19 protein-coding genes are annotated in these 16,086 nt (G+C 55.2%); 13 read left to right on the forward strand and 6 right to left on the reverse strand.

Annotation, left to right across the window (positions count from 1 at the left end; genetic code table 11):
• Positions 1-135: 135 nt before the first annotated feature.
• Positions 136-1,437 (forward strand): MFS transporter, encoded by a 1,302-nt coding sequence (locus tag P1U45_RS05740; protein WP_301058088.1) that lies wholly within the window; start codon positions 136-138, stop codon positions 1,435-1,437.
• Here P1U45_RS05740 and P1U45_RS05745 read toward each other — a convergent pair.
• Entirely contained in the window at positions 1,434-2,729 is a 1,296-nt protein-coding gene (locus P1U45_RS05745; RefSeq protein WP_301058090.1) for a lytic murein transglycosylase, read from the reverse strand. The two genes, P1U45_RS05740 and P1U45_RS05745, sit on opposite strands and share 4 nt — an antisense overlap.
• A 161-nt stretch (positions 2,730-2,890) precedes the next feature.
• Between P1U45_RS05745 and ykgO the strand changes: the two genes are divergently transcribed.
• The 4 genes from ykgO to P1U45_RS05765 all read left to right on the forward strand — a co-directional run bounded on the left by ykgO (position 2,891) and on the right by P1U45_RS05765 (position 5,062).
• Positions 2,891-3,016: a type B 50S ribosomal protein L36 gene (gene ykgO / locus P1U45_RS05750; RefSeq protein ID WP_081648711.1), complete on the forward strand. Its 126-nt coding sequence runs from the start codon at positions 2,891-2,893 to the stop codon at positions 3,014-3,016.
• Between the two features lie 248 nt (positions 3,017-3,264).
• Entirely contained in the window at positions 3,265-3,798 is a 534-nt protein-coding gene (locus P1U45_RS05755) for a tetratricopeptide repeat protein (RefSeq protein WP_293607099.1), read from the forward strand.
• 4 nt (positions 3,799-3,802) lie between these two features.
• Positions 3,803-4,783 carry an alpha/beta hydrolase gene (locus P1U45_RS05760; protein ID WP_301058093.1) on the forward strand — a complete coding sequence of 327 codons (981 nt, stop codon included), beginning with the start codon at positions 3,803-3,805 and terminating at the stop codon, positions 4,781-4,783.
• A gap of 3 nt (positions 4,784-4,786) precedes the next feature.
• On the forward strand, positions 4,787-5,062 hold the full coding sequence (locus P1U45_RS05765) for a DUF2312 domain-containing protein (protein ID WP_022693967.1): 276 nt from the start codon (positions 4,787-4,789) through the stop codon (positions 5,060-5,062).
• Between the two features lie 67 nt (positions 5,063-5,129).
• Here P1U45_RS05765 and P1U45_RS05770 read toward each other — a convergent pair whose 3' ends face one another.
• The gene (locus P1U45_RS05770; protein ID WP_293607101.1) at positions 5,130-5,447 is read right to left on the reverse strand and encodes a hypothetical protein; all 318 of its coding nucleotides are present in this window, start codon (positions 5,445-5,447) and stop codon (positions 5,130-5,132) included.
• A gap of 219 nt (positions 5,448-5,666) precedes the next feature.
• Here P1U45_RS05770 and P1U45_RS05775 point away from each other — a divergent pair, with 219 nt between their 5' ends.
• The 3 genes from P1U45_RS05775 to P1U45_RS05785 all read left to right on the forward strand — a co-directional run bounded on the left by P1U45_RS05775 (position 5,667) and on the right by P1U45_RS05785 (position 8,567).
• The gene (locus P1U45_RS05775; protein ID WP_301058095.1) at positions 5,667-6,200 is read left to right on the forward strand and encodes a hypothetical protein; all 534 of its coding nucleotides are present in this window, start codon (positions 5,667-5,669) and stop codon (positions 6,198-6,200) included.
• Between the two features lie 80 nt (positions 6,201-6,280).
• Positions 6,281-7,150 (forward strand): SDR family oxidoreductase, encoded by an 870-nt coding sequence (locus P1U45_RS05780; protein WP_301058098.1) that lies wholly within the window; start codon positions 6,281-6,283, stop codon positions 7,148-7,150.
• 115 nt (positions 7,151-7,265) lie between these two features.
• On the forward strand, positions 7,266-8,567 hold the full coding sequence (locus P1U45_RS05785; RefSeq protein ID WP_301058100.1) for a hypothetical protein: 1,302 nt from the start codon (positions 7,266-7,268) through the stop codon (positions 8,565-8,567).
• Here the strand turns inward: P1U45_RS05785 and P1U45_RS05790 are convergent.
• Positions 8,564-9,853, reverse strand: a complete 1,290-nt coding sequence (locus P1U45_RS05790) for an AarF/ABC1/UbiB kinase family protein (RefSeq protein WP_366144984.1) — start codon at positions 9,851-9,853, stop codon at positions 8,564-8,566. The two genes, P1U45_RS05785 and P1U45_RS05790, sit on opposite strands and share 4 nt — an antisense overlap.
• 150 nt (positions 9,854-10,003) lie before the next feature.
• On the opposite strand from P1U45_RS05790, the gene P1U45_RS05795 reads away from it, so the two are divergent.
• Complete coding sequence (locus P1U45_RS05795; protein WP_301058103.1) at positions 10,004-10,666, forward strand: peptidoglycan DD-metalloendopeptidase family protein; 663 nt, start codon at positions 10,004-10,006, stop codon at positions 10,664-10,666.
• A gap of 56 nt (positions 10,667-10,722) precedes the next feature.
• On the opposite strand, the gene P1U45_RS05800 is transcribed toward P1U45_RS05795, so the two are convergent.
• Entirely contained in the window at positions 10,723-11,046 is a 324-nt protein-coding gene (locus tag P1U45_RS05800) for a UrcA family protein (protein WP_301058105.1), read from the reverse strand.
• 357 nt (positions 11,047-11,403) lie between these two features.
• On the opposite strand from P1U45_RS05800, the gene P1U45_RS05805 reads away from it, so the two are divergent.
• On the forward strand, positions 11,404-12,888 hold the full coding sequence (locus P1U45_RS05805) for a sigma-54 dependent transcriptional regulator (protein ID WP_301058107.1): 1,485 nt from the start codon (positions 11,404-11,406) through the stop codon (positions 12,886-12,888).
• Positions 12,889-12,892: 4 nt separating this feature from the next.
• Here P1U45_RS05805 and P1U45_RS05810 read toward each other — a convergent pair whose 3' ends face one another.
• Entirely contained in the window at positions 12,893-13,258 is a 366-nt protein-coding gene (locus P1U45_RS05810) for a hypothetical protein (RefSeq protein WP_301058109.1), read from the reverse strand.
• A 215-nt stretch (positions 13,259-13,473) separates the two neighbouring features.
• Complete coding sequence (locus P1U45_RS05815; RefSeq protein ID WP_293607110.1) at positions 13,474-13,758, reverse strand: aspartate decarboxylase; 285 nt, start codon at positions 13,756-13,758, stop codon at positions 13,474-13,476.
• A 105-nt stretch (positions 13,759-13,863) separates the two neighbouring features.
• Here P1U45_RS05815 and P1U45_RS05820 point away from each other — a divergent pair, with 105 nt between their 5' ends.
• The 3 genes from P1U45_RS05820 (at position 13,864) to P1U45_RS05830 (ending at position 16,069) form a co-directional block, all read left to right on the forward strand.
• Complete coding sequence (locus P1U45_RS05820; protein ID WP_301058111.1) at positions 13,864-14,436, forward strand: hypothetical protein; 573 nt, start codon at positions 13,864-13,866, stop codon at positions 14,434-14,436.
• Positions 14,437-14,453: 17 nt separating this feature from the next.
• A complete protein-coding gene (gene thpR / locus P1U45_RS05825; RefSeq protein ID WP_301058113.1) occupies positions 14,454-14,987 on the forward strand; it encodes an RNA 2',3'-cyclic phosphodiesterase in 534 nt (177 codons plus the stop codon).
• 104 nt (positions 14,988-15,091) lie between these two features.
• Positions 15,092-16,069: an alpha/beta hydrolase gene (locus P1U45_RS05830; RefSeq protein WP_293609927.1), complete on the forward strand. Its 978-nt coding sequence runs from the start codon at positions 15,092-15,094 to the stop codon at positions 16,067-16,069.
• Positions 16,070-16,086 lie beyond the last annotated feature (17 nt).

The following is a 16,086-nucleotide window of genomic DNA, read 5'->3' on the forward strand; positions in this document are numbered from 1 at the left end:
GGTAACGTCATAGCCCATTAGGCTTAACGCACGGTTTCTGCGGGGGCGGAATTAACGATAAGTCCGTCAATCGAAATTCATGAGCCGTACGACGTAAAGACAGTTGTTGACCGTCGCAAAAGCGAGGCGCAAAAGATGGCCATGACAACCGAGGCAGCTTCCCCGACACCCCCAGAAAGACGCGGCGCATTCCGCCTGCTCTTCTTTGCGCTGATGGCGGTCGGCGCGGGCAATACCATGCTCATCACCTCGGTATTGCCTCTGCTTGTGCGCCGTCTCGAGTTGCCAGCGTGGACGGCGGGTGCGATATTTTCGCTCTCAGCGTTTCTCTGGGTGGTAACCAGCCCGTATTGGGGGAAGAAGTCCAACCGGTGGGGGCGCAGACCTGTCGCTGCGCTTGGGATGGCGGGTTTTGCGCTGTCGATGATTCTGTTCGGAACGGTGGGTGCGCTCAGCCTTGGCGGCTTTATCACCTTCTGGCCGCTCATCTTCGTACTTCTTATCTCGGGCAGGTCGCTTTTCGGTATTTTCGGATCGGGTACGAACCCGGCCGCGCAGGCTTATGTGGCTGACCGGACGTCTTCCAAGAAGCGGACTGAAGAAATCGCCTCGCTGACTTCGGGCTTCACCTTTGGGACGGCGATCGGGCCGAGCCTTGCCGGTGTTCTGATCAAACAGGTCCATCTTCTCGCGCCGGTCTATGTCATTGCCATTATCGCAAGTGTGATCGGCCTTTTGATCTGGTTCCGCCTGCCGGAGAATCGTCCGCCGCAGATCGAAGAGGTGGAGACCAATGAAGGCAAAGGCCTGTGGCGAGAGCCGGGGGTTCGGCCATTCCTGATTTACGGCATCGGCCTCTCGCTCGTGTCTGGCGTGATGCTGCAGACCTTCCCGTATTTTATGCTGGACCGTCTGTATGAAGCAGGGCTTCTGCCAGATGCCTCGCCGACAAATGAAAATCCGGGTGCTGGCGAGCTGAGTATCGTGATGACACTTGGTGCGCTTGCCACGCTCACGGCGCAGTTGGCGCTGATTCCGCGCTTAAAGCTCTCACCCAAAGCGCTCATGATTTCGGGCTCTGTGCTTCTGATCATGTCAGCGTTTCTCACGATTTCCATTCCGACTCTGGAAATCTTTGGCCTCGCGCAAATTCTGTACGGTATCGGTCAGGGCTTCTCGCGGCCGGGCTTTACCTCGGGTGCATCGCTCGCTGTCGGTACGACACTTCAAGGTAATGTTGCAGGCCTGGTGACCGCAGCAAACGGAATGGGGTTTGTCGCCTCACCCATATTCGGGCTGTGGGCGTATGAGAACATACACCCGGCCTTCCCGTTTATCTTTTCGGCAGTCGTTCTGAGCTTTATGGGGCTGTTCGCCTATTTCCGCGCGACAGCCTCCTATGCAGATGAAGACGAAGCAGAAACGCCTGACGTCTAGCTCGCGGCAAGCACTGCGGCGAGCGCAGTACGTGTCGGGAAGCCGTCCGCCATCATGCCGCGATCAATCTGGAAGCGCTGCAGCGCTCCGCGCGTGCCGCGTCCGGCAATGCCATCTGCAGGGCCTGCATTATATCCAAGGCGGTTCAGCGCATCCTGAAGCTGCTCGATTTCAGAAATGCTGAGGCGATCAATTCCACGCGGCCAAGTGCCGGTTGGTGCGCCGCGCCCGCTTACGCCTTCGGCAATCAGGCTGACCGACAGCGCGTAAGAGTCTGCGCGGTTATAAGTCTTGATGACGTCGAAGTTTGGGTAGAGCAGGAAGGCCGGGCCGGTCGCGCCAGCAGGAAGCCAGAGCTCTGCCTCTCCGACGCCAGCCGGGTCGAGGTTCAGACGGTTCGCCGGAACAATCCCGATTTGCTGCCAGAACTGCGTTGGACGATCTATACCGTTTGCGAGCGCGTAATCGAAATTCTGAGGTAGAACGACTTCAACCAGAGATGGTTCGCCCGGGCGCCAGCCTGAAGCACTGAGATAATTACCCGCAGATGCAAGCGCGTCCGCGCGTGCCCGCCACACGTCTTTTGTGCCATCACCTGTCCAGTCGACGGCATAGGCGACGTAAGTTGTCGGCATGAACTGGGTCTGCCCCATGGCGCCGGCCCAACCAGCAACCAGCTCATGGCGATAGGCGTCACCATTTTCCAGAATAGTCATCAGGGCGAGGAGTTCGCGTTCCGCAAAGCTGCGACGACGGCCTTCTGCGGCCATGGAGGCGAGTGCCGATGGCGCATCGAAGTCGCCGATATAGCCACCATAGCTGGTTTCCATGCCCCAAATAGCGACGAGGTATTCGCGCTGGACGCCATACGTCGTCTCAAGAGCGCCGAACAGGCTGGAATCGGCAGCGAGGCGTTCACGGCCGTTTGTCAGGCGTCGCTGGCTGACAGTGTCATCTACATACTCCCAGATCGGCTTTGAGAACTCGGCCTGATCCACGGCTTCGGAGCTACGCTCCAGAAAGACGCTCATAGGCTCAATGCCCTCTAAAATGGACCGGATTGTTTCAATCTGGTGCCCCGCATTTCGGGCACGTACAGCGAATTCATCGCGCCAGGCATCAAGGCCTGCGTGACCAGAGCTGGCGAACGCGCCAATCGAGGATGATACGCTCGATGGGACGGGTGTTGCAGCGCTCGGGCCAGAGATATCAGCCGATTGAGGTGAGCTTTCGCAGGCAGCAAGTGCGACGGTTGCGGACAGCAGGAAAGTGCGCAGCATAAGGCTCGTCATCGGTCGTAATCCCTAAAATATCCCCCGCGAAATGGATAACTGTAATTGTATTCTTTGCCAAACCCTGTTTCGCAGCATTTCAGGGCAACTCTCCGGTTGACTCTGTCGCGGCAAGCCTGTAGTTCCCGCGCTTCGTTTTACCAACCGACGGCAGAGAAACCATGAAAGTTAAGTCTTCCCTCAAAGCCCTTAAAGAGCGTCACCGGGATTGCAAAGTGGTGCGTCGCCGTGGTCGCGTTTACGTGATCAACAAAACTGATCCACGTTTCAAGGCTAAGCAAGGCTAACCAGCTGCCCCTCGGGCGCTTGTTTGACTGGCTGAGCATTGTGGACACGACCACTGCTCTGAAACCACATGCTCCAGAAATTGAAGGTGACGAAGCCCAAAGCTTCGTCACCTTTCGCATGTCTGGCATTCTGTACGAAACATAAGCGTGAACCGGCGAAAGGCAGCCTCCATTCCACATGGTGTATTGACCGGCGCGGTTGGCTCTACAATGTTAGATGAAGCCGTAACGGGGATAGAACGCGTTTCATGTTATCAACCTTAGTCTCAGCATTCGCCGGACTTGTTCTGGTGGCCGCCTCAGGTGGGCCCTCTGATGAGATGTTCGAAGCATTGAGACGAGCGCCCGAAGGCCCGGCCGCCGAACAGCTTGAAGCAGATGTGTCGGCAGCGCTTCGCGAGTCCGGGTCCGCAACGGCCGATATTCTTCTTGAACGGGCGATGGTCGCTCAGACAATGCAGGACTTTGACCTTTCCCGCGAGTTTCTGGATCGGGCGATTGCTGTCGAGCCTGATTTTGCCGAGGCCTGGTTCCAGCGTGCAATGCTCTTCATTGTCGATGAAGCCTATGATCAGGCAATCCTCGACCTGAATGAAGCGCTGACCCACGAGCCGCGGCATTTCAATGCGTGGCTGATGCTCGGTAATGTGTTCGAACAGCTTGGTCAGAACCGCGAAGCTGTTGAAGCGTATCGTGAAGTGCTGGCGATCCATCCAAACCATGAACGCGCGCGTGCGCAGGTCAGGCGTCTGGAACCATTAGTGTTTGGCCGCGCTATCTGAGGTTATGACCGCTTTTCGATTTTCTCTCGCGCTTATGGCGCTCCTGTCACTTTCAGCCTGCATCACTTCGCCCATGTACACGTCCCGCGTTGAAGCCCGTTATCCGCCCGCCGGAGAGTTCGTCTCGTTTGAAGGCGAAGAACTACATGTCGTGCGTCGCGGTGAAGGTCAGCCTGTTCTGATGATCCATGGAGCGAGCGGCAATTTGCGCGAGTTCAGCTTTACGCTGGCCCCGCATCTGGAAGATGTGCCTGTTGAGCTCATCATGGTCGACCGGCCGGGACATGGGTATTCAGGGCGGTTTGGAGACGCTTACGAACTAGGTGAACAGGCGCGGGCTATGGCCACCGCTGTTCAAACTGGTGGCGGCGAGCCTGTGGTTGTCGTGGGGCACTCATTTGGCGGCGCTGTCGCGCTCCGGTTTGCGCTGGATTATCCCGAGTTGACACGAGGTGTCGTCCTCTCTGCGCCCGTTACGCATGATTGGGGCGGTGGCGGTGTCACCTGGTACAATAAGATCGCATCTATTCCGGCCATCGGTCATGCCTTCTCTCAGTTTGCGCCGCTCGTGGGGCCAGATATCGCACGCTCCAGCCTTGAAAGCCTGTTTTCGCCTGCGCCAGTACCCGAAGGCTATGCTGAAAATCTCGGTGTGGATCTCCTGTTTCGGCCACCGAATTTCCGCGCGAACGCGCATGACCTGATTAATCTGCGCGAGGAGCTAAGCGTGCAGGAGGCGCGGTATCCGCGCGAGCTTAATGTTCCCGTGGTTTTGTTCTCGGGAACGTATGACACAGTCATAAAGCCAAGCCTTCACGCTGCGCGGCTAAGACGCGACGCGCCGGACCATGTTGTGCTTGTACCGCTGGATGATGAAGGGCATATGCCTCACCACGCGAAAGCAGCGCTTATCGCAGAGACAATCGCTCGACTCGCACGAGGCGAATCGGTGCAGACATCGGATTTTCTGAACGTAACGGGGTAAGTCATGTCAGACGAAGAGTATTCCAACGTATCCATGCAATCGCTGAATGAAGCGACCAAGGAAAAGCTTCGCCAGACGGTCGCCCGTATCGAGCGTCTGGAAGAAGAGAAAACGGAAGTCGCCCAGCAGATCAAAGACGTTTATGCGGAAGCCAAGGCTTTTGGTTTTGATGTGAAGGCGCTTCGCCAGATCATTAAAATCCGCAAGACGGACCGCCAGGAACGTGAAGAGCAGGAAATGGTTCTGGAAACCTATCTGCTTGCGCTCGGCGAGATCTGATTTTCAGGCAATAAAAAATGGCGCGATCATTCGCGCCATTTTTGTTTAAGTTGCAACGTAATGCAGCTTATTCGAATTCAGTGCCAACAAGCGCAGCTTCGTTGGTGAATGCAGCAAGGTTCATTTCACGGCCTTGCTCAACAGCAGCTTCGTAAGAGCGACGGACGCATGCGCGCTCTGCAGCAGCGCGGCTGCGGACAGCTGAAAATTCAAAATCGGTTTCAGCGCAAATCGTGCGTGCAGCATCAAGAACGAGTTGGTGCGCTTCTACGATTTCAGCGGCAGACTGAGGCTCGACAGCGACTTTTACGTCGATAGAGTCCTGCGCATATGCGCCGCCAGCGATGAGGGTGAAGAGTGAAGCCCAAGCGAATGCTTTTTTCATAACAGAGTGTCCTTACAGAGGTTGATCCCGGAAACTCCCTAAAAGAACACCGGACTTGAACGCCGGATTAAAGGCATAATACAAGGCCACTATTATTCCTCAAGTCTATAATTGGGCATTGGTGGTATGCTGTTGCGCATAGATTATCTATGCAGCTCTGCCCTCTGGAATGTTTCCTTAAAGCCGCTAAATTCGTCAGCGCTGAAAGGATGAAGCTCTGTGCCGCGCGATACTGACGAAAAGAAAACACGCAAAGCGCTGCGAAAGCTGCGCAAGGCTGCTGAACGCGCAGAAGCTGAGGGTATTGAGCTTTCCGAATGGGAGCAGGAGTTTGTTGAGGGCATAGACGAGCGGCTCAATAAATACGGGTCAGCTTTCAATGATCCCAATCTGGGCGCATCCGATGAGGCGTTGTCCCGGGCTCAGAACGAAATTCTTCGTCAGCTTGATAAAAAGAGCCGCGGAAAAGGCGGCAGCAGTTTCAAACAACGAAAACCGCTGAAAGCGAAGAAGAGTGGCAAAACCTTCACGCCCAACGTTCGTGATCTCAATGACGACGTGGAGCCACCGCCTGCTGAGCCTGTCGTACCAAAAAAGCCGGAGCTTTCCGTAATTAAAGCGGTCGATCTCGGCAAGAAGCCCGAATCTTCGCCCGCAAAGGCCACTCGCGCAAAAGACAGAACGAAGCGTACTCCGCCGAAAGTATCTCCGTTTCGTGTCATTGAGGGTGGAAAGTCAGAAAGAGAAGGCTGATTGTCTGGCCCATCACGCTTTAGTGACAGAGAACTGCGCTTGAGAATGAACCATACAGGGACCCGCCGCGTAGATACTGCATGCAAAATCAATCTGAAGAGCCGACAGTCTTAGTCACCGGAGCATCCTCCGGCATTGGATTTTCAATCGCAGAACGGCTTGCCGGTGCGGGTTGGAAGGTCTTCGCCGGCGTGCGCGGAGATGATGACGCACGAAAGCTGCAGGCAGCGCATGAGAATATCCGTGCGGTTCGTCTCGATGTGACCAGCAATGACAGCATTACCTCCGTGGAAGCTATTCTGCGTGAAGCGCTTTCCGGTCGAACGCTCAATGGTGTGGTGAATAATGCGGGTATCGCAAAAATGGGCCCGCTGGCGCTTCAGCCTATGGATGAAATCCGTACCCATTTTGACGTGAACGCATTCGGCTTGATGGCAGTTACCAAAGCCATGTTGCCACTGCTGGGCACCGATGAGACCCGTACAGGCCCTAAAGGTCGTATCGTCAATATTACCAGCGTAGGCGGTGAAGTCTCCGCGCCGTTTCTAGGCGCTTATTGTGCCACCAAGCACGCTGTTGAAAGCTTTACCGACTCTCTGCGCCGTGAACTGATCATCTATGACATCGATGCAATTGCCGTAGGTCCGGGATCTGTGAAGACGCCGATCTGGGGCAAGGCCGAAGATGCTAACAGAGACGCGCGCTATGAGAGCTCGCGCTGGGGGCTCGCGCTCAGTATATTTGCAGACGTGATGCTTCAGGGTGGAAAGGACGGCCTGCCACCGGAAAAGGTCGCGGAAACTGTCGAAGAGGCACTGACGGCGAAAAAGCCGAAAGCGCGCTACGCCCCTGTCCCAGACAAGCTGACCAACTGGATTTTACCGAGATTGCTTCCGAAGCGCGTTGTCGATGGCTTTATGGCAAAACGTTACGGTCTCAAAATGAAATAGCGGCGTGGCTGACCGTTCTGTAAAATATTGAAATAGCAGCTATTTGACGTAGTCTCGCACCGAAGGTGAGCGCCCTTACGCTCACTGCGAGACTATGTTTCAGGATAATTCGCCTGTGATCAGACAAAGACTAACAGTGCTGCGTGATCTTCCGGAAAATGAGAGTCTCGTGCAAGAGGCGCGGCAGACCTTTCGCATATTCCGGTCGCAGTCCAGCGGCCTTTGTTTCGTCGATAGCGAGGCTGAGCGCGGGGCGCCAAACCCTGTATTCGGCGCACATTATGACAGCCTGTTTCGGGGGGCTGACGATCCAGTGCCAGAGATTATCGAGGCGTTTGTTGCAGAAAGCTCAGGCCGCATCAGCGAATTTCAATACTGGCCGGAAATGATCTCTGAAGCTATCGCGCTGAGCCGGACCTTTCAGACGCGTGTTCTGTCCTATTACGGGGATGATGAAGGTTCCGATTTTGCTGCGGTGGCGGAGAATGGTGAGCTTTTGCGCCTGCGCATTCAGGGCGAGCGGGAAAAGATAAGAAAGCTCTCAGATGATGAAGCTCGCTCGGTAGAAACTGAAATTCATGCCGAACGTATTTCGCCCGAAGATGAGGGCGGTGTGGATGTCTTCGAGTGCGCCGCTCTAGAGGCGCTCTACAGCGGCAATGGAGCGCCGGAATGGAAACCATATTGGAAATATATCGAAGGTGAAATTGGTCGCCGCGTCGTGTTTCGGTCCTTATGGCACGCGTCTTCAGACTTTCCGTCCGACCAGATGTTTCGCAATGCGTGTGTCGAGTGCAAAGAGGCTTTTGGGCATGATCTGAAAGATCCCTATTACGAGCCTGAGGATTATGAACTCATTACAGAAGTGAAGGTTAAAACGCCTCGAGTGCCTGTATGGCCTCCGCTTCGCAGACGCCTCCTTCGCTTCCTGAAGCGCCATCCATTGTCGATCGGTTTTGTGTGCCTTGTGATCGTCGCAGGTTTGTTTGCGGATCGAACGAAAGAGACTTCAACAGGCAATAGTTTTGAAGAAAATTGCGAGATTGTCGGCGGGGAGTACCGAAGCGACCGGGCGGCAAACGCAATGTCTCAGGGTTCGGGAAACCGGTGTGAGATCGGCGGCGAACTCTACACCCGCTACGAACTCCCATTCACGGGTGAAACGCCTGAACCCGTTGCTGCCTATCTGAGTACGGTTCCATGTGAGGCGGGAGGGGCAGAGCTTTGCCCCGCGCTGGATGGAAAGGTCTTCACGGGAGAGATTGAGGGCTTCACCTATGAGCCCGGTCAGGACCAGATCCTGGTACTCGGGCGACGCGCACTGTGTGAACAGACCTCACCCGGCAGGTGCGCCGATGGCTCGCCTGCTTTCGATTATACGCTTCGACAAGCGATCCCGGTGGGGAATGAGGACTAGCTCAAACCGACTTCTGCCAGAGCCTCTGCCTGACGAGCGGCAAGCGCATTGGCGTCAAAGCCCTGAATGCTTTCTTCGAAGAGCTGATAATAGTTCAGTTCAGCGCCAAGCCTCAGATACGCTGCGCCAAGGCCAATAGCGGCCCGATCCATGAAGACGAACTCTGCGGGTATGGTGACAGGCCCGCGTTCTTTCAGAAGGCGGCGAACCTCGAAAGCTTCCTTACGGCCATACTCACCCGGTTTCACGCCATCGGCGATCGGGCGCACGCGGTCATCGAGAATTGGCCCGTAAATGAAGTTTGCCCAGACGTTCAGGACCTCGCCCAGCTCGCGGTTGAGGTTCTTGAAGCCCCAAATGTCATAGGCTTCCATACAGCCGTTAAAATCATCGGCGCGGATGGCTTCACGCAAGCGAACAACGCCTTCAACAAAGCTTGCCGGGAAGATACGGATACAGCCGAAGTCGAGCAGGTTGATCCCTGTGCCTTCGCCTGTGATCTGGTAATTGCCCAGATGCGGGTCGCCATGGATGACGCCATAGCCGTTCATCGGGCCCCACCAGGTCCAGAACAGCATTTCGGCAATCCGGTTTCGTACCTCTTGCGGTGCGTCTTCAAAATCCTGAAGCGGTTTACCGCTGACCCAGCTCATGGTGAGCAGGCGGGATGTTGAAAGCTCGTCCACCGGATCAGGCACAGAGACAAAATCCTTGTCCGCCAGCATGAGCTCGTAAAGCTTCATGGCTTTGCGCTCGCGCTCATAATCAAGCTCTTCACGCAGGCGGGAGGAAATCTCGTCAACGATCTCAGACGCATCAATGGAGCCGTCCATACGGCGGAACAGGCCCATCATGTTTTTGAGCTGGCCGACATCGCTTTCAACGGCGCTGGCCATGTCCGGATACTGAAGCTTGCAGGCAATCTTGCGCCCGTCATGCGTCATGGCTTCATGGACCTGACCGAGCGATGCGGCATGTGCGGCTTCCTTGCCGAAATCGGCAAATTTGGATTGCCAGTCTGGCCCGAGCTCTGCGCGCATACGGCGCTTCACGAAGGGCCAACCCATGGCAGGTGCGTGCGCCTGAAGCTGGGAGAGTTCTTTGGCGTATTCCGGCGGCAGGAAATCCGGAATGGTAGAGAGCATCTGGGCCACTTTCATAAGCGGACCCTTGGTATTCCCGAGTGCAGAAGCGAGCGCCGCAGCGATCTTATCGTCTGATCCTCCAAACACCTGGCTCGCGCCGAATTTCAGTGCGGCGCCTGAGAGGTTGGTGCCGACCTTCATGGTCCGGCCGATACGGGCGGAAAATCTGTTGCGTTCGGGATCTTCAGTCACTTTGGTCAGTCTCCTTGATGAAAGAGATAGTCTATGACTTACATCTGCCAATGTGACGCTTTGGCGTTCGCATCATGATTTTTACCGATTGGAGCCCTTATGACCACGCAGGACCGTTTTCAAAGCTGGTTGAAGTCTGACCGTCCGGCACCTGCCGAAATGATGGAGGGGCTGCATGGCGACGTAAAACACCTTCGGCTGGATAAAGCTGGGCTTGAAGCGCGCGGCTGGAAAGACGTCCCGAAAGACTGGTCACCTGAGGGCGGCGAGCTCTGGGCCGGCGGATATATGGAAGACCGCTCCATCTATGACAGCGATGTGTTCACCGGTGACGGTGAGCCGCGCACGGTGCATTTGGGTGTTGATGTGTTCGCGCCGGCTGGAACACCTGTCTATGCGCCAATTGAAGGTTTTCTGCATAGCGCGCAGGTGAATGCAGGTGAGCTTGATTACGGCCCGACCATCATTCTTCAGCACGAAATGCCGGACGGTCTGATTTTCTGGACGCTTTATGGCCACCTCTCCGAAGAATCGATGTTTGGCCTCGAAGAGGGCGATCTGATTACGGCGGGCGAGGTCCTAGGCGAACTTGGCGGGCCTGAGATTAATGGCGGCTGGTCACCGCATGTGCATTTTCAGGTCATGCTCGATTTGAAAGGTAAGAGCGGCGATTTTCAGGGCGTTTGCAAAAAGTCTGAAGCCGATAGCTGGGCTGCAATCTGCCCGTCACCGTATGAAATCCTCGGTCTCAAACTCACATAAAAAAGCACCGCCATCTCGTAAGATGGCGGCTTTGGAGTTGGGCGAAAATTCCGATGTTAGCCAACAGCTTCACCTGTCTCAGTCTCGTAAACTGCATTCATGTGATGCGAGTTCAGAGTTTGGACCGCATTGCGTGTGGTCTCTTCGATGCAAGCACGCTCAAAGCGGAGGCTTTCCAGATCGCGTGAGCCGGTTGAGACTTCACATGCGTCTTCGATTTCATCCTGAAGGCGGTCGTACAGCGCTTGTGCACCTTCTTCCGTGATCAGTTCAGCGCGATCATAAGAAAATTCGATCGCAAATTCTTCCTGTGCGAGTGCAGCTGGTGCCGCCAGTCCAATGCCCATGACTGATGCTGCTGCGATAAGTACGTTTTTCATTTCCAGTGTCCTTCCTAAAGTCCGGCCCCATGCCGGTTTGTTCTGGTCACTGCTCCCTACAAACACGTTTATATCGAAAAACAACAAGAACTGCAAGTGAAATTATCGTAATTCAATAAATTTTTTGCAAGATAGTTCAGATTGGTCTGAAATTGCTGCCTGCCCCTATATATAGAGAATCCTATTCCGGCGGGCCGGTTTGTCCCGACACATTCATTTCAATGGCGGGTTTTGTCCGGACGGCCAGAAATGCGCGTCCGGCACAAATTGCGTGGTCTGCATTAAGGCTAATTTTAAACCAGTGTGCCATCTTGGCACCCTGTGACACGCCATAAGGCGGGACGAGGGTGATGTAATATGGCTAAGACGGTACTCGTCGTAGATGACGATCCGACACAGCGTCGTTTGCTTCAGGCGGCTGTAGAACGCGCAGGGTTTGCCTGCCGCGTCGCACCAGATGGTGAAAGCGGCCTCGAAATGGCGCGTAATCCTTCTGATGGTGTAGACGTCATGCTGCTGGATCTGGTGATGCCAGGTCTGTCCGGCATGGAGGTTCTCGAACGCCTGCAGGAAGTTCGCCCCGAACTCCCCGTGATGGTTCTGACGGCATCCGGCTCTATTGATACCGTCGTTCAGGCGATGCGCGCCGGAGCCATAGACTTCTTCGTTAAGCCAGCCTCTCCGGAACGTGTTGTTGTCTCTATCCGGAACGCGCTTCAGATGACGGAGCTGCGCGGCGAGGTGAAGCGTCTCAAGAAAACAGCCAGCGGAGAATTGTCCTTTGATGACATGATCGCCGCTGCGCCGCCTATGCGTCAGGTGGTTCGTCTTGGTCAGCGCGCTGCGTCATCAAACATTCCGATCCTTATTCTTGGTGAGAGCGGTGTTGGTAAGGAAGTCATTGCGCGCTGTATTCAGGGTGCATCCGATCGCTCTGGCCGTCCGTTTGTAACGGTGAACTGCGGTGCGATTCCTGAAAATCTCGTCGAAAGCATTCTGTTCGGTCACGAGAAAGGCGCGTTTACAGGCGCTGTTTCCAAATCGCCTGGTAAGTTCGTTGAAGCTGATGGTGGCACGCTCTTCCTTGATGAGGTCGGCGAGCTTCCGCTGGATATGCAGGTAAAGCTTCTGCGTGCGCTGCAGGAAGGTGAGGTCGACGCGGTCGGCTCACGTCGCCCGACAAAGGTAGACGTGCGGATTATCTCCGCGACAAACAAAGATCTTTCCCAGCTCGTTGCCGAAGGCCGCTTCCGTGAAGACCTGTATTACCGTCTGAACGTGTTCCCGGTCGACATGCCGTCTCTTCGTGAGCGCAAAGAAGATATCGCGGCCCTGACTGCCCACTTTATTCGTCGCTTCAACGCGTCGGAAGGCACGAAAGTCACGGGCGCGAGCGCCGCAACACTGGCGTTGCTCAATGCCTATGACTGGCCGGGCAACGTCCGCCAGCTTGAAAATATGATCTTCCGGGCTGTTGTATTGTGCGAAGGTGACGAGCTTGAGCCTCAGGACTTCCCGCAGCTAAGCGGCCTTGTCGGTGAATTACCAGATCTCGACCAGCTCGCTGCAGAAGGGCCGTCTGTATCTGCGTCTGCACCAACAACTGCAACAGTGGAAGCTTTCAGCGAAGCTTTTGATCATCCGGTTCGCATCACAGACACAACCGGTGAGCTTCGCCCGCTGGAAGAGGTCGAGCGTGACCTGATCCAGTATGCGATCGACTTCTACGCCGGTCATATGTCTGAGGTGTCCCGCAAGCTCGGGATTGGCCGGTCTACGCTTTACCGCAAAGTGCGCGAGCACGATCTGCGCGTAACGCCGGAAGATAAAGCGGCGAGCTAAACGCTCAGCCGCCCGCCTGCATGCGGATAAGCGGTTCGATGGTCTCAGCGTAAAAGAGCGCTTCCGGAACATCGCGGCGAACGCCTGCATTTGCATTCGTGTGCAGGTCTACATCCATTGATTGGACGTCGGCTTCACCGTGCAGCGCCGTCATACTGGCTTCCAGATTTGGAATATCGCCACTTTCGACAAGCACCCACACCATAGCCAGTTCGTCGTTCAGAAACACGAACTCAGCAAGACGTGGGGCACCAAAATAGTCAAACCCTTCACAATCGATCTGGCTACGAGATGTGATGCCTGGCACGGGCGGTGGATCAAGTTCCCGGAAGGTCTGGGCTGAGCAAAGCGGGCTTAGATTGTCGGCCATAACTTCAGCATTAGTCCCGAAAGAGATAAAATCCGGTTGTGAAGCGTCGGTTGCGCTGGCGCTTGCGCAAAGTGAAGCGGCAAGGCCTGTGCAAATGGCCAATGAGCGAAAGGCTGAGGTAATCACGACCGTTTTCTCCTGAATCAATAATCTGATCAGGAGAAAACATATTTATTGATAATCGGTAATATATTTTTGTTTTTCGAAATGAAAAACTAGCCTTCGCGCCATTTTTCCATAGCGAGTGAGATCTGGAAGGTCTCACGATATTTCGGGCTGTCGGACGGGCGCGGTGGCTTCGACGCTGTCATTGCCATGATTTCAGCGAGCTTATTGTGCGCTGAACCGGATTGGCCCGCGCCAATATAGGCGTGCAGCTCAACAAGAGCAGACGAGAGCGGGTCGCGCGCGCGGATTACGAAATACGGCTCGTCATCTGGAAGGTCTTTATACACTTCAAACTTGGAAGGGTTGGCTTTGGAACCGAGTGGTGCACTCATGGGATCACCTTTCTGGAGCGTCGAATCATTTGCCTAAAGGTCCGCGATATCGCGCCATTCCGCAAGTGAACCGACCGTCGCAGGTACGTGGATATCGGGGGATAAATGAGCCGTTCGACCCTATGGATACGTGTGTCTGTCGTGATCTTTATCGCGGTGTGGCTCGTCGTATCCGAAAGTTTTCTGCGTGGTGCCTCGCGTCTGGGGGTGGAGCCGGACTGGCTGGCGCAGTTTCTCGTCTGGCTTCAGGGGGTGATTGGAGGCCCATATTATGGTGGGCCGATGAGTTATACCGAGGCCAATCCGCTGGCCGCGCCGGTGCATGTTTATCCGCCCTGGTATGCCTATCCGGTGATCGCGATCTGGACGTCATTCCGGTTGGAGTTCTTCGGTGAAGCGCGCGATGAAATCGCGGTGGGCCTGACCTATCTGACAATCTTGCTGCCGTTATCCTTCGTTTTTGCGCCGGCACACCGGCTGAAACTGGTGGACGTCAATATTCTGATATGGCTGCTGTTTCCCATATTGGCGCTTGGATATGCGGGCTACAATAAGGCTGATCTGGAACCGGACTTTTTCAGTCTGGCGGTGCTTGTCGCCTATTATTTTGAATTCGTGGTGTTCATCCCGGTCATCATGTTTATCGTAAGGATGCAGAAACCTGAAAACGAGTTCTGAGCAGGGAGATCGTTGAAATGTATCGTCTCTTTGCAGGCATCGAAATTCCACGCGAAATCGGAGAAGAGCTTCAGGCGATCTCTAAAAAGGTAACCGGTGCGAGCTGGCGACCAATCGAGAACTATCACATTACGCTGCGGTTTATGGGGCAGGTGGATCGCAACACGGCTGAAGACCTCGACCATGAACTGTCTCTGATCGAGGCAAAGCAAATGCAGCTTACCCTGAGTGGGGCAGGCTGGTTCGGATCATCTGAACCCACTGCGCTTTGGGCGGGTGTTGAGGCCGATGAAGGGCTGACGCGTCTTGCTGAACGCTGTGACCGCGCCGCAAAGCGTGTAGGGCTCTCACTGGACAGGCGTAAATTCCGTCCGCATGTAACCTTGGCCTATTGTAAGGGAACGCCTTTGCAAGAGGCCGCAGCCTTCTCCGAAAAGCATGCTTTACTGAAGTTAGGTCCCTTCTGGGCAGACCGGTTTCACCTCTATTCGAGCTGGTCTGGTAAGGGGCCATCGCGCTATGTGTCGGAGGCAGAATACCCGTTAACTTGATTATAGCGCGATAGCGAATTTACCCTATAGCAACCAAAGCAATTGCCTTTAGTATAAGAAATTCGGAATTTGCTTAGCCCGATGCGGGGCGCACGAGTGATTTGATGAGTGATGAAATAGAAAAACATACTCCGGCTGAACCGGGGCCACTCTCTCAGTATATGGGCGATATACCGCCTTCTCCTGAATGGTTCACCCGCGCCATCGCAACGGGTTATGACACGCGCTTTGTTCGCGTAAATGGCGCGCGCATTCATTATCAGAGCTGGTCCAGCCCGAAAAAGCCGGGGCTTCTTCTGGTGCACGGTAACGGGGCGCATGCGCACTGGTATGATTTCATCGCGCCGTATTTTGCTCAGCACTATAACGTTGTTGCCATGACATTCTCCGGAATGGGGGAGTCGGACTGGCGTGATACTTATGACATGGAGACCTTCGCTGAGGAGCAGATCGCTGTCTGCGAAGCGACGGGCATGTTCGACCATGAGATCAAGCCGACTATCGTCGCGCACTCCTTCGGCGGGTTTGTAACCATCCTGACCGGTGCCAAATATGGTGACAGGCTCACAGGAACAGTCATCGTTGATAGTCCGGTCAATCCGCCGGAACGCGATATCTCGACGCGTCCGCGGCAGGCGCGGGGCAACCGCGTCTATCCTGATCTCAATACGGCGCTTGGTCGTTTTCGCCTGGCGCCGGTTCAGCCCTGCGATAATCATTACATTATGGACTATATCGCGCGCTGGAGCCTCAAACAGGTCGACAATGAGCGCGGAAAAGGCTGGGCCTGGCGTTTTGATCCGGACATCTGGCAGCGATTTGAATTCGGCAAACCGGCTTCAACCCTGTTGAAGGAAACGGCCTGCCGTATAGCGCTTTTCCGCGGCGAGGAGTCCGAGCTCATGCCGGATGAGGTGAAAGATTATATGGAGCAGATTCTGGACCGGAAGGTTCCGTTTGTGTCCATCCCGCATGCGCGCCACCACGTCTTGCTCGACCAGCCGCTCGCCTTCATCGCAGCGCTGAGAGCATTGCTGGCGGATTGGGACCATTCAGAGCCAAACCGGACAATCGGCATCTAAATCGCGGCAAATTGGCA

It is taken from the genome of Ponticaulis sp., from assembly GCF_029210165.1.
GTDB lineage: Bacteria > Pseudomonadota > Alphaproteobacteria > Caulobacterales > Hyphomonadaceae > Ponticaulis.